The organism is Paraglaciecola sp. MB-3u-78, assembly GCF_002835935.1.
Lineage (GTDB): Bacteria > Pseudomonadota > Gammaproteobacteria > Enterobacterales > Alteromonadaceae > Paraglaciecola.
On record NZ_PJCF01000001.1, the window covers coordinates 311,323 to 330,075 of the forward strand.

The following is an 18,753-nucleotide window of genomic DNA, read 5'->3' on the forward strand; positions in this document are numbered from 1 at the left end:
TTAGTTATTAACCAATGAAGATTGACGGCATTGAAATCGACAGTGTGATCGATTCAACAAAAAAGTTGCTTACAGAGGATAAATCAATTTCGCCGGCCTTAAGAGCGGCAATTGAATTGATCATGCTGGTTGTGTCTTTGCTTGCTAATCGATTAGGACTAAATAGCCAAAACAGCAGTAAACCACCCTCCACAGATTTTGATAGAAAGAAGAATTCAAGGACTAAATCTGACAATCCGGCCGGCGGCCAGAAAGGGCGGGAGGGTAAAACGCTGAGCCCGTTCGAAGAGCCCGATGTAGTCAAGGATATTCCCGTAAACAGGGCGCTATTGCCTCCTGGGAAGTATCGTGATGCTGGCGTCCAGTGTCGTCAAGTGGTTGACATAGAAATATCACGCATGGTCACCGAATACAGAGCGCAAATACTGCTCAACGAAACAGGCAAGAAATTCACAGCTGAGTTTCCACAAGGTGTTAACAGTGCTATCCAATATGGCGATGGCATTAAAGCGCACGCGGTTTACCTGTCACAATATCAATTGCTGCCTTATAAACGTATTGAAGAGTATTTTTCCGATCAACTCAATATTCCGATCAGTGCGGGAACCTTGTTTAACTTCAATCAAAAAGCGTCAGATTTAATTGAGCAAACAGGTGCCGCGGATCGGATCAAAGCCGCACTACGAGCATCACCCGTGCTGCATGTTGATGAAACAGGCGTCAACATTAACGGCAAGCGGCGTTGGTTACATTGTGCCTCATCACTTACCTGGACGTATTTCCATGCCCACGATAAACGTGGGAAAGAGGCCATGGATGCGGCCGAGATACTGCCATGCTTTACGGGCATTCTGTGCCATGACCACTGGAAACCTTACTACAAATATATCCTATGTGAACATTCTCTGTGCAATGCCCATCATTTGAGAGAATTGGAAAGAGCGTGGGAGCAAGACAAGCAGAAATGGGCCAATGAAATGCGTGCACTGCTGACCAAGCTTTGTCAGGACGTGAAGGATAATGACGGTAAGTTAACGCCAGAGTCTGCCCGCGTCGCCAGAGAACAGTACCGTGAAATACTCTTTGAGGGTGATAAGGAGTGTCCGCCACCAAATGAGGAGGACCGACCAGCAGGACAACGGGGTCGTTTAAAACGAACCAAAGCGCGCGCCTTGCTTGAACGGCTCAGAGAATTTGAAAATGATGCGCTTAGATTTATCGAAATAAAAGATGTCCCCTTTACTAACAATCAAGGGGAAAACGATATTCGAATGACAAAAGTACATCAAAAAATATCGGGATGTTTCAGAAGTCAAAACGGTGCGGATATGTTTTGTTTGCTTCGCAGTTACATATCCAGTTGTCGCAAGCAAGATGTTTCAGCAAGTGAGGCGTTGCGACTATTGTTCAAGGGCAGGCTTCCTGACATCTTTTCATCTGCGCGACCTGAATAGTTACAATATTCTTTGCATTTTCTTTTCTTTGTTCACGTAACAATACAGATGATGTCGTGCGCCCAATTAAAAGATGTGCGGTGACAGAACACTGGCAAGGAAACCAAACGGTTGTAGCTAACTTAAATTCCGTATTCTGGTCTATTTTGCTTAATACTGAGCCCAATGAATAATCATAAATTGTCTTGAATTAGCAAAATTCCAGGTAAAAAAACACTCTGTGAACTAGATAATATGCTGCTCTTGCTTTGTGATCCCTTAAGAACGACAGAAGCGTAATGGACTCATAGATAGTGATAATGATCGCAACCTTTCACCCTGAATTGATATTGTTCAATTTGGGGTAATAGAACTTTTACTTTTGGAGGTTATTACGATGAGCGAAGTAGTGAAGTTTTCTTCACCAATGCACAACAACGACCCACTGAGCGCACATCATACTCCATCGGGCTCTTCTGATCGCTTTGCCTTTCGCTTGACTAAATTGCTACGTTTTTTTGCGGATATTTTCTTTGCTAAGCGATATGGCCATCGTGCAGTAGTGTTGGAAACAGTCGCAGCAGTGCCTGGGATGGTTGCTGGAATGATACGTCACATGCGTTCACTCCGTCGCATGGAAGACGACCGAGAGGCTATTCACATTCTACTCGAGGAGGCTGAAAACGAACGCATGCACTTAATGACCTTTGTACAAATTGCTCAACCTAGCTTTCTAGAACGGATGCTAATTTTACTGGCTCAGGGCATTTTTTTCACTAGTTTCTTACTTCTCTATGTCATCTCTGGCCGAACAGCGCACAGGCTCGTTGGCTATTTCGAAGAAGAAGCGGTGTTTAGCTATGGCGAATATCTAGCCGAAGTAGACAGTGGTCGCTTAGAGAACGTAGCCGCTCCAAAGATTGCAATTGATTATTGGAAGCTTTCCACCGACGCAACTCTGCGCGATGTTATCATAGTGGTCAGAAATGATGAGGCTGGTCACAGAGATGTTAATCACCAATTTGCCGATAGTTTTACTTCTTAAATATATATTTTATCGGTATGGCAACTCAGTAGTTAAATAGTTGTGGCTCGCGTAGTACATTAATTCGTCTCCTCTAAGCTCATTGGAGCCATTCGCTGAGCGTCGCAAATGTGCCAATAACGGCCGTTAGTAGCTTACGGCTTATCTATGTAAATGCTTTACCAAGCAACTACTTCGATCCACGCAGGGCACAGAGACCAAAGAGAAAGGCAGATTAGCTGAAAAATGATTCACCTATACTCAAACCATGCTAAACGTAAACGATATTTTCACCCCAGCCACGCTCGATACAGCCTATTCATGGTTTTGTAAGCAGCGGACTAACTTCCCGGCCAATGCCGACATCTGGCATCTGCGTTTTCATTGGCAGACGCTTCAACAGGAACTACTGAAACACTCAACAAACAAGATTACACCTTCCTGCCCCTCAGCGTGGTCACCAAAGCCGATGGTGAAACCCTTCACTTGTGGTCATCACAAGATGCGCTGGTATTAAAGATGTTAGCCATGGCCTTACCGGAGGCATTAGCATTATCCTCACTTTGTACTCATATCAAAGGGCATGAGGGACTAAAGGCCACCGTGAATGACCTACGCTGGATGCAGAACTGGGCTTTGCCTGATTACCGCTACGTGATGAAAACCGATGTAAAGGGCTATTATGAGTCGATTGACCATACGATATTGCTCAAGCAATTGGATAAAGACATCTCCGACCCTTTTATCTGGCGCTTGTTAGTGTAGTTTGTGAAACGCACCGTTGAAAGAGGTGGTACGTTTAAGTCTATACACTGCGGCATATCACGAGGCTGCCCCTTATCACCGGTTATTGCGGCCTATTACCTAAAGGGGCTGGATGAGCAGATGGCAGGTGACACCCGTTATTTTTATCGCAGGTACATGGATGACGTCATTGTATTGGCCAAAACCCGCTGGCACTTACGCAAGGCCGTGAGAACAGTCAATCAACACTTTAATCAATTAAAAGTGGAGCAAGCGCCGGATAAGACCTTTATCGGTAAAGTATCAAAAGGCTTTATTCCAGACATCCTGCCTTTCACCCTTCGTGCCAGCTAAAGCTGTTCAAAATTGTTCCCGACAATTTTGTGACTTTTTAGGTTATCAGTTTGGAAAAGAAAAAATAACAGTATCAAAACGTACAATACAAAATCACATACGTCGATTAACGCAGCTTTATAAGCAAAATAAGCATCAACCAAACTGGAAGATGCTTATTGATGCCACTCTTTTATTAAAGAAATGGCGACAACATTGGGTTACATGGGTTTATTCAGGCATACCGTTGTCAATAATCGATTTTGATAGTGGAACTAACGTTTTAAGATTGTTTCTTAAAACGACGTGATGCTAAACCAATCATTCCTAATGCAAATATAGCGAGTGGAGCGGGCTCTGGAACGTTGGCAACACGTACACGTACAAGTGCAATACCACGTGGGTAGGGGAATATCAAATAATCTTTATATAACATTGCGGCATCGTCGGAACTGGTGCCTGACCAAGTTTGATCGCTTCTAATCCAGGCTGTGTTATAAAATCCGTCATTATCGAAATCGCTACCGTATAAAGCAATCGATTGTACGGATCCGTCGACGCCGACCCCATATCCAAACCCCGAATTAATAAACGTAATACCAAACAGCTCTAAAAACTTGTCCATAGTAGAATCGTCGGCGCCGGGCGTAAAACTACTATTTTGAACGTAAGTTGAGTTCTCATCCGTACCTACGGACCAACCGAAATCCCCGAATAACGCTCCCATCTGGACATTTCCTGCCAGAACCCACCCATCACCTGCATAAATACCAAGCGCGTCTGAAATAGACTGTCCCTTAGTTACATCCCATTGGAGCCATTCTGTCCCGTCGGTATGGGTAACAATGTTGGTACTTGGATTAAGTGTGTAATTATAATATGTTATTGGCGCCGCATTAGCTAAACCGCTAACCGCTAACCGCTAGACATACACTGGCTATCATTGTTATTAATATTCTAAATCTCATTTGATATTCCCATATTACTTAAATTGTAACGGCCCATAACTGGACACATCATTCCTGAGGTAAGAACTTCAAATTTGGTAAAACTCAACACGGTAAGTGTTTAGAATATAGAAAACATGAAGAGACTGCTGCCTACATCAAGCATTACTTTTCCACGTTTAATGAGTTTTATGTTGAATGCTCTTAATGGTTCAATTCAAGCTGAACTCGTTCGGTTTTTCAATGTTATAGATGATAGCTATTTGTCAACAACGTCAGTTAGCACCGCTGCTTTTTGTAAAGCAATAATGAAACTATCTCATCAGGCATTTATTGCGTTAAACGATGACTTAATTCAAACGTTCTATGAAGCTGCAACCATTGATAAATGGCAAGGGCATAGACTGTTAGCTGTTGATGGGGCAGTCACACAATTACCTATATCTAACTACTTGAGCATTTTGGTAAAGCTCGCCCACATGCTGCTATGCCTCATGTTCGCTTTTCACAACTTTATGATGTTAAGAATAATATTACGGTAGATTTACAGGTCGAGAGCCATTCAACAGGAGAGCGTGAAATGGCACTAAAGCATTTAAATAAAACCCAAGCAGGCTATTTAGTCGTTTACGACAGAGGTTATCCAGCCGTTTGGTTTTATAAGTACCATAGGCTAAAGAATGTTGATTTCTGCATGCGCATTGTTCAAAGCTCTAATGTGGTTAAAGCCTTCTTAGAAAGTGGAAAATATAGTGATGTCGTTGACTTTCCTTGTACTGAGAAGTCTCTTCGCCGATGTAGAAAAGATAAAATATCGACAGAATCACTACGTTTACGATTAGTGCGAGTTGATCTGCCATCAGGTGAATCGGAGATTTTAGTTTCGTCATTAACAGATCTACAAGCTTATCCTACTGCTCTTTTTGCTGATTTATATCACCAACGGTGGGGAGTTGAAGAAGATTACAAAGTATTGAAAAGTCGCCTTAATATTGAGAATTATTCTAGTGTTTCTGTTGAAGGTGTTAAATCCTTAAGTTAATGACATTGATGCCACCATTGCGGACATTCGCAAATATCAATAATGAATCAGTTCAGTGCCATTAGGCTATGCTCAATTCCGACTAAGACAAAAGCAACAAGCCTGTATGGATGTTGTGGCAGGCAAATCTCGGGATAACCTCCCTTTTACTCAACCCGCTTAGTCACTAAACGATGAAAAAAACGGATCACGCCTACCTCATCAAAACCAGGCTAAGTCAAGGATGATAATCCGAATGGGTTTTCTTAGGTAATAAGGTACCCAGTTCATCAGAGGCCAGCGTTGATTAACTAACGCTAATAAAGAATCTAAATATATGCCAGCCCTAGTATGAAAAAGAGGGCCACTTTAAGTGTGGCCTTCAGCACAACGGACAAGCGTTAATACAAGATTAAAAACGTCATTCATGCTGAAAATCAGCACGAAGGGGCAAGTAGTAAGTTGACATATCGGGAGCGTCCATATACGTCTATTTAATTAGTCTGGTCTATCTAATTGCTGTTTTATCTCGGCGCACTGGGTGACTATTTAATTTTTTTCTTGTCAATGGTTTTCCTTTTACAAAAAAATGGCCGAACTATAACAGCCGACCATTTAATCTGAGAAATAGCACCTATTATGGTGCGTAATTACTGCTAATTAATAGAGTGTATCCAGATAAGTAAATACAGCACCTGAATTTTCGCAAGTTACTGCATCACCTTCAATGTCGACACCAATGCTACCAATGCTAATGACCCCTGTAGCATACAAATGACCACAACTAACAAATGAAGTCGCACCGATAACAGCGCCCCCTACAAATGCGGTGCCACGGAAAGATGTGCCTGCACCTAGATTGAGCGCAGCGCCGATATTCCAAATGATAGTAGCACTATTTGTATCACTACCAGTTATGTTAAATGTAGTCCCTGCACCTAACGTCAGAGCCTCGCTAAGGTTAATGATCCAAACCTGATTAGGAGCATTCGTTGTAAAATTGATGACTGAGTTTGCGGGCATATTTAGAGCACCTCCTTCATATACTCCAGAGGCTAAGTCAGTAGGGATCGTTGCACTTCCCATACTCGTACCCAATATCACATCACCGTCGCGGGTAAATAAAAGGTCCTGTACATCTTCTATAGCGGTCAAAGCAGTTGTTATGTTGAACGACTCTTTGGCCTCAGCTATTTCATCAGGATAGACATAAGCCCTATAGTCAGCAGTACCTACATCGCCAGTGATGGCCGCCCACGCATGTACATCGCCGCCATCATTTGACGGATCTGATACAGTCGCACCCGCGCCTAAGGTAATGGCTGCGCCGGCATACAAGTTATCAGCACTTCCACCCGCGCCTACAGTAACGGCGGCCCCGGCAAAGATGTTTTTAGCATCAGCATTAGCCCCTAGACCCGCGGCGGCGCCGGCATAGATGTCCTTAACTTGAGAATAAGCACCTGCGGTAACCGCAGCGCCAGCATAGAGGTTTTGAACTGTAGAGTTAGCACCTATAACAATGGCCGCTTGTGCAGCAAGATCACCGTTTACGACCGAGTCTGCGGCTATATTCAGAGCGCCACCCGATATTGCAGCATGTGACATGAACGGTGCATTATTGCTGCTAACTGTTATGTTAATTTCGCCAACATTACTGCCAGTTACACCATCTGAAGCGATAAAATAAAGTGAATCTTCACCAACAAAACCAAGATTAGGTGCATAAAAATAATGCCCTTGACCACTTATTAAACGACCATTTATTGGACTTCCAACAAATGAATAAGTAAGTGCTTGTCCCTCTTCATCAGTTGCAGATGGGAATATTTCTACTATGGTATTAATTTGAAGTTTTATTTCTTGATTACCTGAGATTGGTGGGGCGTTATTAATTTGCTGTGCAGGGATACCATTTATCGCTCCAAGGATACTCGCACCATTAAAGTTTTTGGTATCGCCATCATTGTTAAATAAGCCTGTACCTAAATCAATTGTGCCTGTATTCACTACTGTGGCATTGATTTCATTACTTAAGGTGCCGTTTCCATTTTCAAAGATGCCTTTAAGGTTAATGAACACTGAGCCAGTTTGATTATCAAAAAAACCACCCGTATTCCTTACAGTGCCCGCATTGGTAAAGATTCCGCCTGGCTTATTATGAAAAGAGAAAGAAAATAAGTTTTCAAAAAAACCGCCAGTATCGACAAAAAATTCACCGGCGTTATCGATGGTACTTTCACTAAAGAAGTTTCCGAAGCTTTCAATCTTCGCATTGGTCTCATTAAGAATAACTGCATTAGCGCGTGTCCAAAAGGTTGCTTCTTTATATATTTTAAACTCACCATGGTTAGTGAATCTGCCACCTTCTAAGGTTAGTAAACCATCAGTAGCGATTAAAAGCTGGTCATAATTAGTGAGCGAGCCACCCGAATATTGGGTAAATACTCCTGTGTTGATAAAAGTTGCTATACGTGAAGGGTCACGGTACCCATCATAACTTGATTCGTCATCGGCCTCTTCACTAATCAGGTCATCGATACTGAAATATAACTCCTTATTTTCAACATCATCTAAAATGAGTAAAACACCATAGTTTTTAAAATCTGAGTTGGCTTTATTAAAAAAGATGCCGTCATCACGAACGCTAATCTGCCCAGTGGTTTCATTTAAAAATTTGCCATATGAATTGTTGTTAAAACGCGCAACAGTACTTTGCAAAGAATCAGTTACAATAATTTCAAATACACCAGGATATGTTTCAGTTGTATTATCTGTAATATTAATACCGTCTAGACTCAGCAGACCTTCATTAGTAAAATTCCCTGTATTATTAAAAACACCATCCGTCTTCAGCTCGACTTCACCCGTGCTCAAATTGTTAAGGTTACCCACGTTATTGAAACTGGCTGGCCCCCAAACCTCCATAACGCCATTGTTATTAAACGTACCGTTATTTTCACTCGGAATACTTCCGGTTAAGGTCATAGGCCCATCTGTGTTGATGGTGCCGTAGTTCACCAATTTGCCTAGGCCAAAAAAGCTGCCTTCGATAGTTGCGGTACCATTAATGGTGAGCGTGTTACCTTCAGGAATATTAACGATGATATTAGCTTCCGATAAAAAGCTATCCACACTACAGTTCTTAGTGGTGTTATTCCATTGCCCGTTCATATGGCCACAGGTAGTTCCATTTATACGAAACATAGTTCCTTCGCAACGGCTTTTGGCCGCATTCCATGTGCCAATAACATCACAGTCAGTATTTGTTGCGTTACTTCTATAAATAGCAACAAGTTTACAATTGTTAATAGCATCAGTACCACTTACTTGCGCATCTAAGACACCACCATCACAAGCCCAATTGGTCAACTCGCCATTATTGGTAAATGCCATAGAACTAGTGGTGGAGTCACCAATGGCACCTTTATTATCTAAGCTACCAATATTAGTAAATAGACCTTCAGTAAAAGATATCGTAGCGCCAGTTTTATTTTCAAAAAGACCATAATTTGAAGCCTCTCCCGCTAGCAGGGCTAACTCACTACCATTATATTGAATAATATCGCGTAGCAGGCTTAAGGTGCCATAGTTGATGAATTGCGCATAGTTATCAAAGGTGTTTAGGGTAAATGTACCCGTAGAGTTATTGGTAATTACACCCCCGTAGTTGTTGATATGGCCGTTGTGGTTATTTTGAAACGCTGTGGTACTGCCAAAGTCTCCATTATTTATAATGGTCGAGTAATTAGTGAGTAGCCCGATGTTGTAAAAATAATTATTGTTTTCAAATAGACCACCTCCTTCATTGTCTATCTTACCTTTACTTGTGAAGGAGGCATTATTAATAATACTACCATTGTTCAAAATTGTAGTATTTGGAGCAAGCGTCATTGTGGAAGAGTCGTTATTATTAATAATGCCACCATTATTTTGGATTCGCCCAGCCCCATCAGAAGTCGAAAGCGTCGCATCAGAGTGGTTAGTGATTTCCGCGCCACTGTTAATGTTAAGGATCGAAAACACCTCGAAGGTTAGATAATTATTAATAGTACTACCTGAATTTAATTCCACTGACCCACCAGCATTTAGGGTTAACCTACCACCATTATTGACAGTCGATGCATTATAAAGGGTCAACGAACCACGCTTGGTACGGGATTGCTGATTAATGATGATACTGCCGCCCTGATTGTTGATCGTACTGTAATTTTTAATAGCACCAACGGTTTCAATACTGCCACTTCCGTTATCGTTGCCATTATGAATTGTGCCGTTATTAATTAAGCTACCTTGATTATCAATCAGAGTGTTTGGTGCATTATCGTTGCTATTGCCTACCGTAAAACCATTATTAATCGTTGCATTATTTTGAAAGGTGCCTTGATTTTCAATGGTACCTAAATTAATTAATGTACCTGAATTAATCTGTAAGGTAGCCGTGCTTCCTAAGATTTTAAGCTGTGCATCCAAGCTATTAGTTAACGCATTTGTGCTGATAATGTCGCCATGATTTTGGACTGTATCGTTGTTTTCAAAACGATGGTTATTGTTAACTGTACCGCCATTGTTAACAATCAAGGTGCCGTCATTAACAAAACGATGGCCTGAAGGTATCGTTAAGCTCGTACCATTAGCTATGGTCAGGGTGTCGCTCTGCTTAACTTGAGCAACAATACCGGTACTGAAGACTCCAACATCTGTATCACCCACAGGTAAAGTTCCGGAAAAGTACAATTTTCCCGAATTTAGCAAATTACCACTATAGGCTGCGCTCGGGAAATGATGATGTAGCTCCGCATAACTGTTAGTAAGCGTGCCGTTGTTAACCAAAGCACCATAATTTTCTATCTGGCCCTGGTTAATCAGACTAGCACCGGAATCAATGGTTAAGGTTTTACCACTTTGAATGTATAATATATGTGGGTATGCGACAAGAACACTTTCACCGGAAGCAATTACAAGATCTGCGGTTAAAATACACTTAGCACCATCCCAAACTCCACCTGGTAAACCGCCACAGTTAGCTTGAATAGTGGTTGTCGCAGCCGAAGCCATAGTACTGAATAACACTAGACTATAAGCAAGCGTTAACTTCCAAATTTTTGTTTGTATAGACATAATTTCCTCAAGAGTTAATTCGTTAAATTTAGTTTTATTTCGGAACGTTACGATGTGAAGACTTGCAATATCGATCCTTTGACATAACATTTCAAATGCGTAATTACATCATTGACGGTAGTATTGGCACCGATAACAACGGCTGCTTGTGCAGCGAGATGACCGCCAACATTGGGAGCAGTCGACAATTCGGGGTGGGCTGCTATATTCACCGCAGCCCCCGATATGGCCGAATACGAGCGCAATTGAGCATCAGTGTTTGTAATTGCAATTGGGTCTGCATTTGCTAAACCAGAGACAGACAAAACCAAAGCGGTTAAGCAGGTTTTTAACACTATATTTTTCATTATCTACTTCCATTTAATGTAATGTGAGATATCCCATTGAGGGGTGACCAATGTATGAGGTAAGGACTTCCGATTAATCAACTCTCATTACGTGAAGTGACTGAGGATATGATTTTCTGAAGAGGCGACGGCCTATATCTTCATACTAGGCACAATATACTTATGCCGAGCTTACTGAGATTAGGCATACTTTATGCCAATAATAAATATTACATACAATACAATGCGTTAGGTGATTTTTCCTTTTTGTAACATATATCTAAGTAAAATAACTGGTCTAATGCATTTGGATTAAAAAAACCGTAAAAAAAGGGCTGTAGGGGATTTCAAACTTTAAAGGGCGTTAAAATGTGTAAAAAAATCTGACACTTCTTAATTTGGCTAAAAGTGGATGAAGTAGGCAGGCCATCCGCGGGCTCTGCCATCGCTTGATTTGCCGTGGTGTGTTAACAAAGCAGCGAAAGGGGGATGGCATTTCAGCAATGATGTTGACTGCACGATATTCACTCGGTTGAGTCAGACATCATTTTATTGCGAGCGGCCGCAAAGAGCGATCGGACTAAACCGCTTTCGCGGTAGGGTTTCCCCTTTTATCTCGTAAAACGCTCCATCATTTGTGACCCACTTCTATGCTGAGTAAAGGGCATTTTCGCCTTTAATTCACTTAGGAGTATTATAATGACTCAAGTTAATGAAACCGTCAGTCCATTACGTCAGCGCATGATAGACGATATGAACATGCGCAAACTCAGCCCTAAAACCCAGATTGGTTATATTCGAGCATTCGCAAAGCTTGCCAACTATCTCAAACACTCGCCAGCACATGTCACATCAGAGGAGTTACAGCAATTTCAGATAGCATTGGCCGAACAAGGTACATCGAATATCAGCATCAATGCCACGTTATCAGCGTTGCAGTTCCTATTCTGTAAAACCCTTAATCGTCCCGATATTGTTCACAAATTGAGTACGGTGCCTACGACTCGTAAATTACCTCAGGTACTCAGCCTTGAAGAAGTGAAGAGCCTGATTGTGGCAGCTAACAACCTAAAGTATCGCACTGCCTTGTCTGTCGCATACGGTGCAGGATTGCGTGTAATGGAACGACAGCACTACCTTTCTTTGATAACCTGTCTAAAGTCTTTTATGAGTAAATCTCTACCAGTATTTACTACTGTCGCCCTGTAAAGTAGATGATTAGATTAAAGAAATCAGGATGTTTAAATCAAATTTATTAGTGATACTGCTTGGAACCTTAACCTATGGATGCATCTCTTCTGATAGTGAAGTTCCCAATTTTGAAACGATGCGAGAAAAACAAACTCTGACAGATAATCGGTCAGGAGTAGATGGTTTAGGAGGCGCAAGGGTTGCTGAACTGACGCCTGATGGTCGTCAATTGTTGGTTGTAAGCGCAGATGATAATTCGCTCTCAATTTTTAATACTCACCCAAACTTTGAACTCACCTTCAGTCAAATTTTTGTAAACAATTCAAATATTAGTGGTTTAAATGGTGCAACATCCTTAGCCCTATCGTCAGATGGACACCGCGCATATGTTGTAAGCTTTTATGATAGTGCAGTCGCTATATTCGAACGGGACGAACAGGAGAACTATCAATTCATTCGATCCATAAGGGATGGCTTACCCTATGAGGATGTATTTAGTGATAAAGAGTCAGTTAGAGCAAAAGATACATTGGGGCTTCTAGGTGCATACGATATAGCAATAGCACCCGATAATAGTCAAATATTTGTGGCTAGTGTGGCGAGTAATGCGGTTTCTATTTTTGATATAAATGGAAGCAACAATATCGTTTCTAAGCAAGTAATTAGAGATAGTGACAACATAGAATATGGATTGGGCGGAGCCGTTAACATCGTCGTTACCCCAGATGGTTCTCAAGTAATTGTTGCGGGGTTTAATGAAGATTCCATTACCATTTTTAATCGCACCGCGAACGGCTTATTAGAGCATAGCCAGACATTAGTAAATGGTAAACATCAGGTCGAAAAGTGAGGGGATAAAAAAGGTTGGAGAACGAAATGGTGCGGCTTCAGTTTATGCTTCACCAGACGGGAGCCACTTACTCGTAACTACGGGTAAAGGCGATACTCTAATTGTTTACGAACTGCATTGAAAGTCCGCTCTAATTAGCAAAGGACGGCTGTTAAAGCGAAAGGTATCGAATGACCGTTCCTCGCTCACTAGAGCCATTCGCTATCCGTCGCAAATGTGCAATTTGCAGGTATAGCACGTCAACTATCTTGACCGGTCAAGATAGTTGACGCGCTATACTCAAGCAGTACACAAGCAGGTCTGGTAGCAGGCTTTGCAGCACTTGATATCAAAACCCGTATTATCGGTATATCAGATGATAACGAAACCGAGATTAAAAAATCTCGTGTAGAGCTTTTAGCCAATAACGCCTTACGTGAACTTGGACTAGATGTACGAGTTACACCACAAAATATTGAAATTGTACCTGCCAATACCAACGCCTACGGCATCGCTGATAAAGAAATTACAGATGCTATCCACTTATTTGCCAGCACCGAAGGGTTGATTGCCGATCCTGTCTATGAAGGTCGCGCAATACGAGGACTATTAAACTTGGCTGATGAAGGCCGCTTTGATAAGGACGCAAAAATTCTGCTTATGCATCTTGGCGGCTCGCCAGCTATACATGCCTATGCCGAAAAATTTGGCACAATACAACTTCGTCCTTTTTATTGCTTATGTAACACTTTGCTAGTTCCTTAGCTAGCCGCCCTGTGCAAACATTTTATTTGGGAGCATAGCGTACTTAAAATGTTCGCCGATGACGCTTCTGATCAGCAGCAACTTTAGACTTAGTAAACCTGAGTTCGGGATAAGTAAATTGAAAACGATTATTTCTTTGCCCACAATACTTGAGTAAATTAGTCAGGTACTGTAGGCTTAATACTTGACCAAATTACTCAAGTATTATGAGTTATTGTAAATATTATGCTGTTGTCTACCAGATTCGTGGTTTGCAATAACTTAAACAGCCACTGTGGCATCTAATTATTGAAATCAGGGCAACAAAGCTAGGGAGAAACTAAAGTATGAGTGAGCAAATCGAAGAGGTATTATCCCGCAAATACGATGCCGGTTTTGTCTCCGACATCGAATCTGAAACCTTTCCAGCTGGCCTGGACGAAGATGTTATACGCCGCATCTCCGCCATGAAAGAAGAGCCAGAGTGGATGTTAGAGTGGCGGCTGCGCGCCTATAACAACTGGCTTGACATGGAAGAGCCAGATTGGGCCCATGTGCATTACCCGAAAATCGATTTTAAGGCCATCTCATATTACTCGGCACCAAAGAGTATGGCGGACAAACCCCAGTCTCTGGATGAAGTCGACCCTGAACTATTGCGCACCTATGAAAAGCTGGGCATTCCGCTTTATGAGCAAGAAATGCTGGCTGGGGTGGCAGTAGACGCCGTTTTCGATTCTGTGTCTGTGGTGACCACCTACCGTGCAAAGCTGGAAGAAGCGGGCGTTATTTTCTGCCCCATTTCCGAGGCCGTGCATAAGTTTCCTGAACTGGTAAAAAAATATCTCGGTTCGGTGGTTCCCCGTTCAGATAATTACTTCGCCGCCCTTAACAGTGCAGTATTCACCGATGGTTCATTTGTCTATATTCCCAAGGGCGTGCGTTGCCCTATGGAGCTGTCCACCTACTTCCGCATCAATGAGGAGAATACTGGCCAGTTCGAACGGACACTGATTATTGCCGAAGAGGGCAGCCATGTGAGTTACCTGGAAGGCTGCACTGCGCCTCAACGGGATGAAAACCAGTTGCATGCTGCCGTGGTTGAACTGGTTGTTATGGATGATGCTCAAATCAAGTACTCCACAGTACAAAACTGGTATCCCGGTGATGAGAACGGTAAAGGGGGGATATATAACTTTGTGACCAAACGCGCTATATGTCACACCAATGCCAAGGTTTCGTGGACTCAGGTGGAAACAGGCTCTGCTATCACCTGGAAATACCCCAGTTGTATACTTAAAGGCGATAACAGTGTGGGTGAATTCTATTCTGTTGCCCTTACCCGGGGCAGGCAGCAGGCCGATACGGGCACCAAGATGATCCATTTGGGCAAGAATACCAAGTCCACTATTATTTCCAAGGGTATCAGCGCCGGTAACAGCAACAATACCTACCGTGGCCTGGTCCATATGGGTGCCAAAGCAGATGGTGCCCGTAATTTTACCCAGTGTGACTCACTGCTCATTGGTGATCGCTGCGGTGCTCACACCTTTCCTTATATCGAGAGTCGCAATCCCTCTGCCATAGTGGAGCATGAGGCTACCACCTCCAAGGTCAGCGATGATCAGATGTTTTTATGCCAGCAACGTGGCCTTGATCCTGAAAAGGCCGTATCGATGATCGTTAATGGCTTCTGTAAGGAAGTATTCAAAGAACTGCCAATGGAGTTCGCCGTAGAGGCGGGCAAATTACTCGAGATCAGTCTTGAAGGCTCAATAGGATAAAAATTCATGCTTAAAATTACAAACCTACACGCCAGTGTAGAACAAAAAGAGATACTAAAAGGTCTTAACCTGGACATTAAACCCGGTGAAGTTCATGCCATTATGGGCCCTAACGGCGCAGGTAAAAGCACCTTAGGTTTCATTCTATCCGGTCGCGAAGGCTATGAGGTAAGTGAAGGTCAAGTTGAATTTCACGGCGAAGACCTGCTCGACATGGCGATAGAAGAACGGGCCCGCAAAGGACTTTTTCTGGCTTTTCAGTATCCGGTAGAGATCCCCGGTGTCAGCAATATGGCCTTTATGAAAGAATCAGTGAACGCCATACGTGAGCAACGTGGTGAAACGCCATTGACTGCCACAGAGTTTCTGAAAAAAGCCAAGGAAGCCTGCAAACAGGTACAGTTATCGCTGGATTTTCTTAAACGCGGTGTTAACGAAGGGTTTTCTGGTGGCGAAAAGAAACGCAACGAAATTATGCAGATGATCCTGCTTGAACCAAGTCTATGTATTCTGGATGAATCTGACTCAGGTTTGGATATCGATGCCCTGCAGGTAGTGGCTAACGGCGTGAACAGCCAACGGGACGGCAAGCGCAGCTTTATTATCATCACCCACTATCAGCGCCTGCTCGATTATATTAAACCGGACTATGTGCATATTTTGGCCAATGGTAAAGTAGTCAAAAGTGGCGACGCCTTGCTGGCCACAGACGTGGAAAAAGAAGGTTACGCTTTTCTTGGGCAGGATCACGCCGAGGAGACGAATGCATGAGTCAGTGGTTACAGCAGGTCATAGACCGTGGTCAGGCCAATGATGACTGGCTTAGCCCGCTTCGGGCTCAAGCCCTGGAAGCACTGGGCAACACTAAATGGCCCAATCGTCGAGTGGAAAGCTGGAAATACACCTCACTGGCACCACTGGAACAGCTTGAATTAAGCCCTGGTACCACAGCAGGCGAAGCCATCATTGAAGATATAGCGGGTCTGAACAGCCTGGATTTGGTGTTTGTAAATGGCAAATTACAAAGCGATATAAGCTTACTGCCTTTACCAAAAGGGCTGCATATCAGTAGCTTGCTGGATGCATCAGTTAAGGAACAAAACACGGCCAAAGCCCTGTTTGCAAAGATCAAACCTCAGCGTCATCTTTTTGGGCTGGTCAACGATGCCTTAGCAGAAGATGGTCTGATTATCGATATTGATGCCGGCAGCAAGATTGAACAACCCATTCGGATTGTTAATATCAGTACCGATGGACAAGAGTCTCATCATCGTGTGCTGGTGCGCTTAGGGAGCCATGCCAGTGCCACAGTGATTGAACACGGACAAGGAGAAGAGGCCAGCCTTAGCACCGGTTTTGCCGAATATGAAGTCGGTGAACAGGCTTATCTTGAGCATTACCGACTGGCCATGCATACCCATCAGGCCATTCATATCGGCGGCTGTCATTTCAGTCTGCAGCAAAAATCACAGCTTAACAGTACACTTATCGCTTATGGCAGTGAGTTGTCTCGGATGGATGTGGATATCATTCACAACGGTGAGCATGCCAAGGCCAAATTTAACGCCGTTTACCTGCTTGGCGAAGCAGAACATTTTGATTTGCACAGCACCATCGAACATGTGGTGCCCAATGGCACCACAAAAGAAAATGCCCGAGGCATTGTCGGTGACAAGGCCAAGGCCGTTTTCAATGGCCGCATTCATATTCACCGCAACGCCCAGAAGACGCTAGCGGAGCTGCATAACCGCAACCTGTTATTGTCCCGTCGGGGTCAGATAAATACTAAGCCTGAGTTGGAAATCTATGCCGACGACGTGCTGTGTGCTCACGGTGCCACGGTTGCCGAGACCGAGGAAGAAACCTTGTATTACTTGCTTTCCCGCGGCATATCACGATCTCAAGCGCTGGTTATGCTCAACTTCGGCTTTATCCAAGAACTGGTGGATCAGATGCCTAATCAGCACCTAGCGCAATGGCTCAAGCCCCAATTGCATTCACGCTTCATGGAAATGGAAGTCAAATGAATACCCGCAACAGTGTACTGAATATGGATGAAATCCGAGGCCAGTTCCCTATTTTGCATCAGCAGATTGAGGGTAAGCCTCTGGTGTATCTGGATAATGCCGCCACCACCCAAAAACCGCTGGCGGTGATCCAAGCGATAACCGATTTTTACACCCAGTGTAATGCCAATGTGCATCGCGGCGCCCATCATCTTTCCGATGAGGCCACCCGGCGCTACGAAAAATCCCGGGATACAGTCGCCAACTTTATTCATGCCCGTGATCGCAAGGAAGTAATCTGGACCAGTGGTACCACCGAAGGTATCAATATTGTTGCCAATGGCATGGCCCAGCGCCTGCAAAGTGGCGATGAAGTGCTGGTAACGGAAATGGAACATCACGCTAACCTTGTCACCTGGCAGCAGGCCTGTGTGCGCAGCGGTGCAACACTGAAAATTGTGCCCATCCATGATAATGGCACACTGGATACCCAAGCCTTTGCTTCTTTGTTGACACAGAAAACGAAAATGGTTGCCCTGCCCCATGTTTCCAATGCCCTGGGCACTGTGAATCCGGTAAAAGAGCTCACCGCCCTGAGTAAAGAAAAAGGCGCGTTGGTCCTCATTGACGGGGCACAGAGTATTGCTCATGGCAATGTGAATGTAGACGATATCGACTGTGATTTTTACGTGTTCTCCGGCCACAAATTATTTGGTCCTACGGGCATCGGTGTGCTTTGGGGTAAAGAAGTGGTACTTCAAGATTGGCCAGTATGGCAGACAGGTGGTGAAATGATTGCCACCGTCACTTACGAAAGTGCCACCTGGGGCGAATTGCCTAATCGCCTTGAGGCTGGCACCCCCAATATTGCCGGTGCCATCGGTTTAGCTGCCGCCATAGACTGGTTTACCAGCCTGGACTTAAGCGCGGTGCAAGCTCATGAACAGGCACTGATGGCCAGCGTCCTGGAACAGGCCCAAGCCTTTGAGGGCTTAACCATTATCGGGAATGCCCCAATTAAGATGGGCGTGTTGAGTTTTATATTACAGGGCAGCCACCCCGCCGATGTTGGCTTTCTTCTGGATCGTCAGGGCATTGCCATCCGTACGGGCGATCATTGTGCCCAACCACTGATGCGCCGCTTAGATTTGCCGGGGACAGCCAGAGCTTCATTCTCGGTATATAACACTTTAGAAGAAGTGGACGCGTTGTTTATTGCCCTTAAAAAAGTCCAGAGCATGCTGGCATGA

General features: G+C 43.7%; 16 protein-coding genes. 13 read left to right on the top strand and 3 right to left on the bottom strand.

Annotated features, from left to right (window positions below):
• The first annotated feature begins 14 nt into the window (after positions 1 to 14).
• The 4 genes from CXF95_RS01435 (at position 15) to CXF95_RS01450 (ending at position 3,555) form a co-directional block, all read left to right on the top strand.
• Positions 15 to 1,454, top strand: coding sequence for an IS66 family transposase (locus tag CXF95_RS01435; protein WP_101197042.1), 1,440 nt, complete (start codon positions 15 to 17; stop codon positions 1,452 to 1,454).
• Positions 1,455 to 1,830: 376 nt separating this feature from the next.
• Positions 1,831 to 2,478 (top strand): alternative oxidase, encoded by a 648-nt coding sequence (locus CXF95_RS01440; RefSeq protein WP_101197043.1) that lies wholly within the window; start codon positions 1,831 to 1,833, stop codon positions 2,476 to 2,478.
• Positions 2,479 to 2,841: 363 nt separating this feature from the next.
• Positions 2,842 to 3,222: a hypothetical protein gene (locus CXF95_RS01445; RefSeq protein WP_101197044.1), complete on the top strand. Its 381-nt coding sequence runs from the start codon at positions 2,842 to 2,844 to the stop codon at positions 3,220 to 3,222.
• Positions 3,223 to 3,225: 3 nt separating this feature from the next.
• On the top strand, positions 3,226 to 3,555 hold the full coding sequence (locus CXF95_RS01450) for a reverse transcriptase domain-containing protein (protein ID WP_101197045.1): 330 nt from the start codon (positions 3,226 to 3,228) through the stop codon (positions 3,553 to 3,555).
• A gap of 262 nt (positions 3,556 to 3,817) precedes the next feature.
• On the opposite strand, the gene CXF95_RS29415 is transcribed toward CXF95_RS01450, so the two are convergent.
• On the bottom strand, positions 3,818 to 4,261 hold the full coding sequence (locus CXF95_RS29415; RefSeq protein ID WP_157828034.1) for a PEP-CTERM sorting domain-containing protein: 444 nt from the start codon (positions 4,259 to 4,261) through the stop codon (positions 3,818 to 3,820).
• Positions 4,262 to 4,618: 357 nt separating this feature from the next.
• Between CXF95_RS29415 and CXF95_RS30240 the strand changes: the two genes are divergently transcribed.
• Positions 4,619 to 5,023: a hypothetical protein gene (locus tag CXF95_RS30240; RefSeq protein ID WP_232787567.1), complete on the top strand. Its 405-nt coding sequence runs from the start codon at positions 4,619 to 4,621 to the stop codon at positions 5,021 to 5,023.
• A complete protein-coding gene (locus CXF95_RS01460; RefSeq protein ID WP_232787568.1) occupies positions 4,969 to 5,523 on the top strand; it encodes a transposase in 555 nt (184 codons plus the stop codon). Before CXF95_RS30240 ends, CXF95_RS01460 begins: the two co-directional genes overlap by 55 nt.
• 639 nt (positions 5,524 to 6,162) lie before the next feature.
• Here CXF95_RS01460 and CXF95_RS01465 read toward each other — a convergent pair.
• Positions 6,163 to 10,623, bottom strand: coding sequence for a hypothetical protein (locus CXF95_RS01465; RefSeq protein WP_101197046.1), 4,461 nt, complete (start codon positions 10,621 to 10,623; stop codon positions 6,163 to 6,165).
• 47 nt (positions 10,624 to 10,670) lie between these two features.
• Positions 10,671 to 10,970 (bottom strand): hypothetical protein, encoded by a 300-nt coding sequence (locus CXF95_RS01470; RefSeq protein ID WP_232787569.1) that lies wholly within the window; start codon positions 10,968 to 10,970, stop codon positions 10,671 to 10,673.
• Positions 10,971 to 11,648: 678 nt separating this feature from the next.
• Here CXF95_RS01470 and CXF95_RS01475 point away from each other — a divergent pair.
• The 7 genes from CXF95_RS01475 to CXF95_RS01505 all read left to right on the top strand — a co-directional run bounded on the left by CXF95_RS01475 (position 11,649) and on the right by CXF95_RS01505 (position 18,753).
• The gene (locus CXF95_RS01475) at positions 11,649 to 12,158 is read left to right on the top strand and encodes a phage integrase N-terminal SAM-like domain-containing protein (protein WP_232787570.1); all 510 of its coding nucleotides are present in this window, start codon (positions 11,649 to 11,651) and stop codon (positions 12,156 to 12,158) included.
• 28 nt (positions 12,159 to 12,186) lie between these two features.
• Positions 12,187 to 12,990 carry a beta-propeller fold lactonase family protein gene (locus CXF95_RS01480; RefSeq protein WP_101197047.1) on the top strand — a complete coding sequence of 268 codons (804 nt, stop codon included), beginning with the start codon at positions 12,187 to 12,189 and terminating at the stop codon, positions 12,988 to 12,990.
• 261 nt (positions 12,991 to 13,251) lie between these two features.
• The gene (locus CXF95_RS01485; protein ID WP_255418873.1) at positions 13,252 to 13,734 is read left to right on the top strand and encodes a pyridoxal-phosphate dependent enzyme; all 483 of its coding nucleotides are present in this window, start codon (positions 13,252 to 13,254) and stop codon (positions 13,732 to 13,734) included.
• Between the two features lie 326 nt (positions 13,735 to 14,060).
• A complete protein-coding gene (gene sufB, locus CXF95_RS01490; protein ID WP_101197048.1) occupies positions 14,061 to 15,497 on the top strand; it encodes a Fe-S cluster assembly protein SufB in 1,437 nt (478 codons plus the stop codon).
• Positions 15,498 to 15,503: 6 nt separating this feature from the next.
• Positions 15,504 to 16,268 carry a Fe-S cluster assembly ATPase SufC gene (sufC, locus tag CXF95_RS01495; RefSeq protein WP_101197049.1) on the top strand — a complete coding sequence of 255 codons (765 nt, stop codon included), beginning with the start codon at positions 15,504 to 15,506 and terminating at the stop codon, positions 16,266 to 16,268.
• The gene (sufD, locus tag CXF95_RS01500) at positions 16,265 to 17,524 is read left to right on the top strand and encodes a Fe-S cluster assembly protein SufD (RefSeq protein ID WP_101197050.1); all 1,260 of its coding nucleotides are present in this window, start codon (positions 16,265 to 16,267) and stop codon (positions 17,522 to 17,524) included. Before sufC ends, sufD begins: the two co-directional genes overlap by 4 nt.
• A complete protein-coding gene (locus CXF95_RS01505) occupies positions 17,521 to 18,753 on the top strand; it encodes an aminotransferase class V-fold PLP-dependent enzyme (RefSeq protein WP_101197051.1) in 1,233 nt (410 codons plus the stop codon). Before sufD ends, CXF95_RS01505 begins: the two co-directional genes overlap by 4 nt.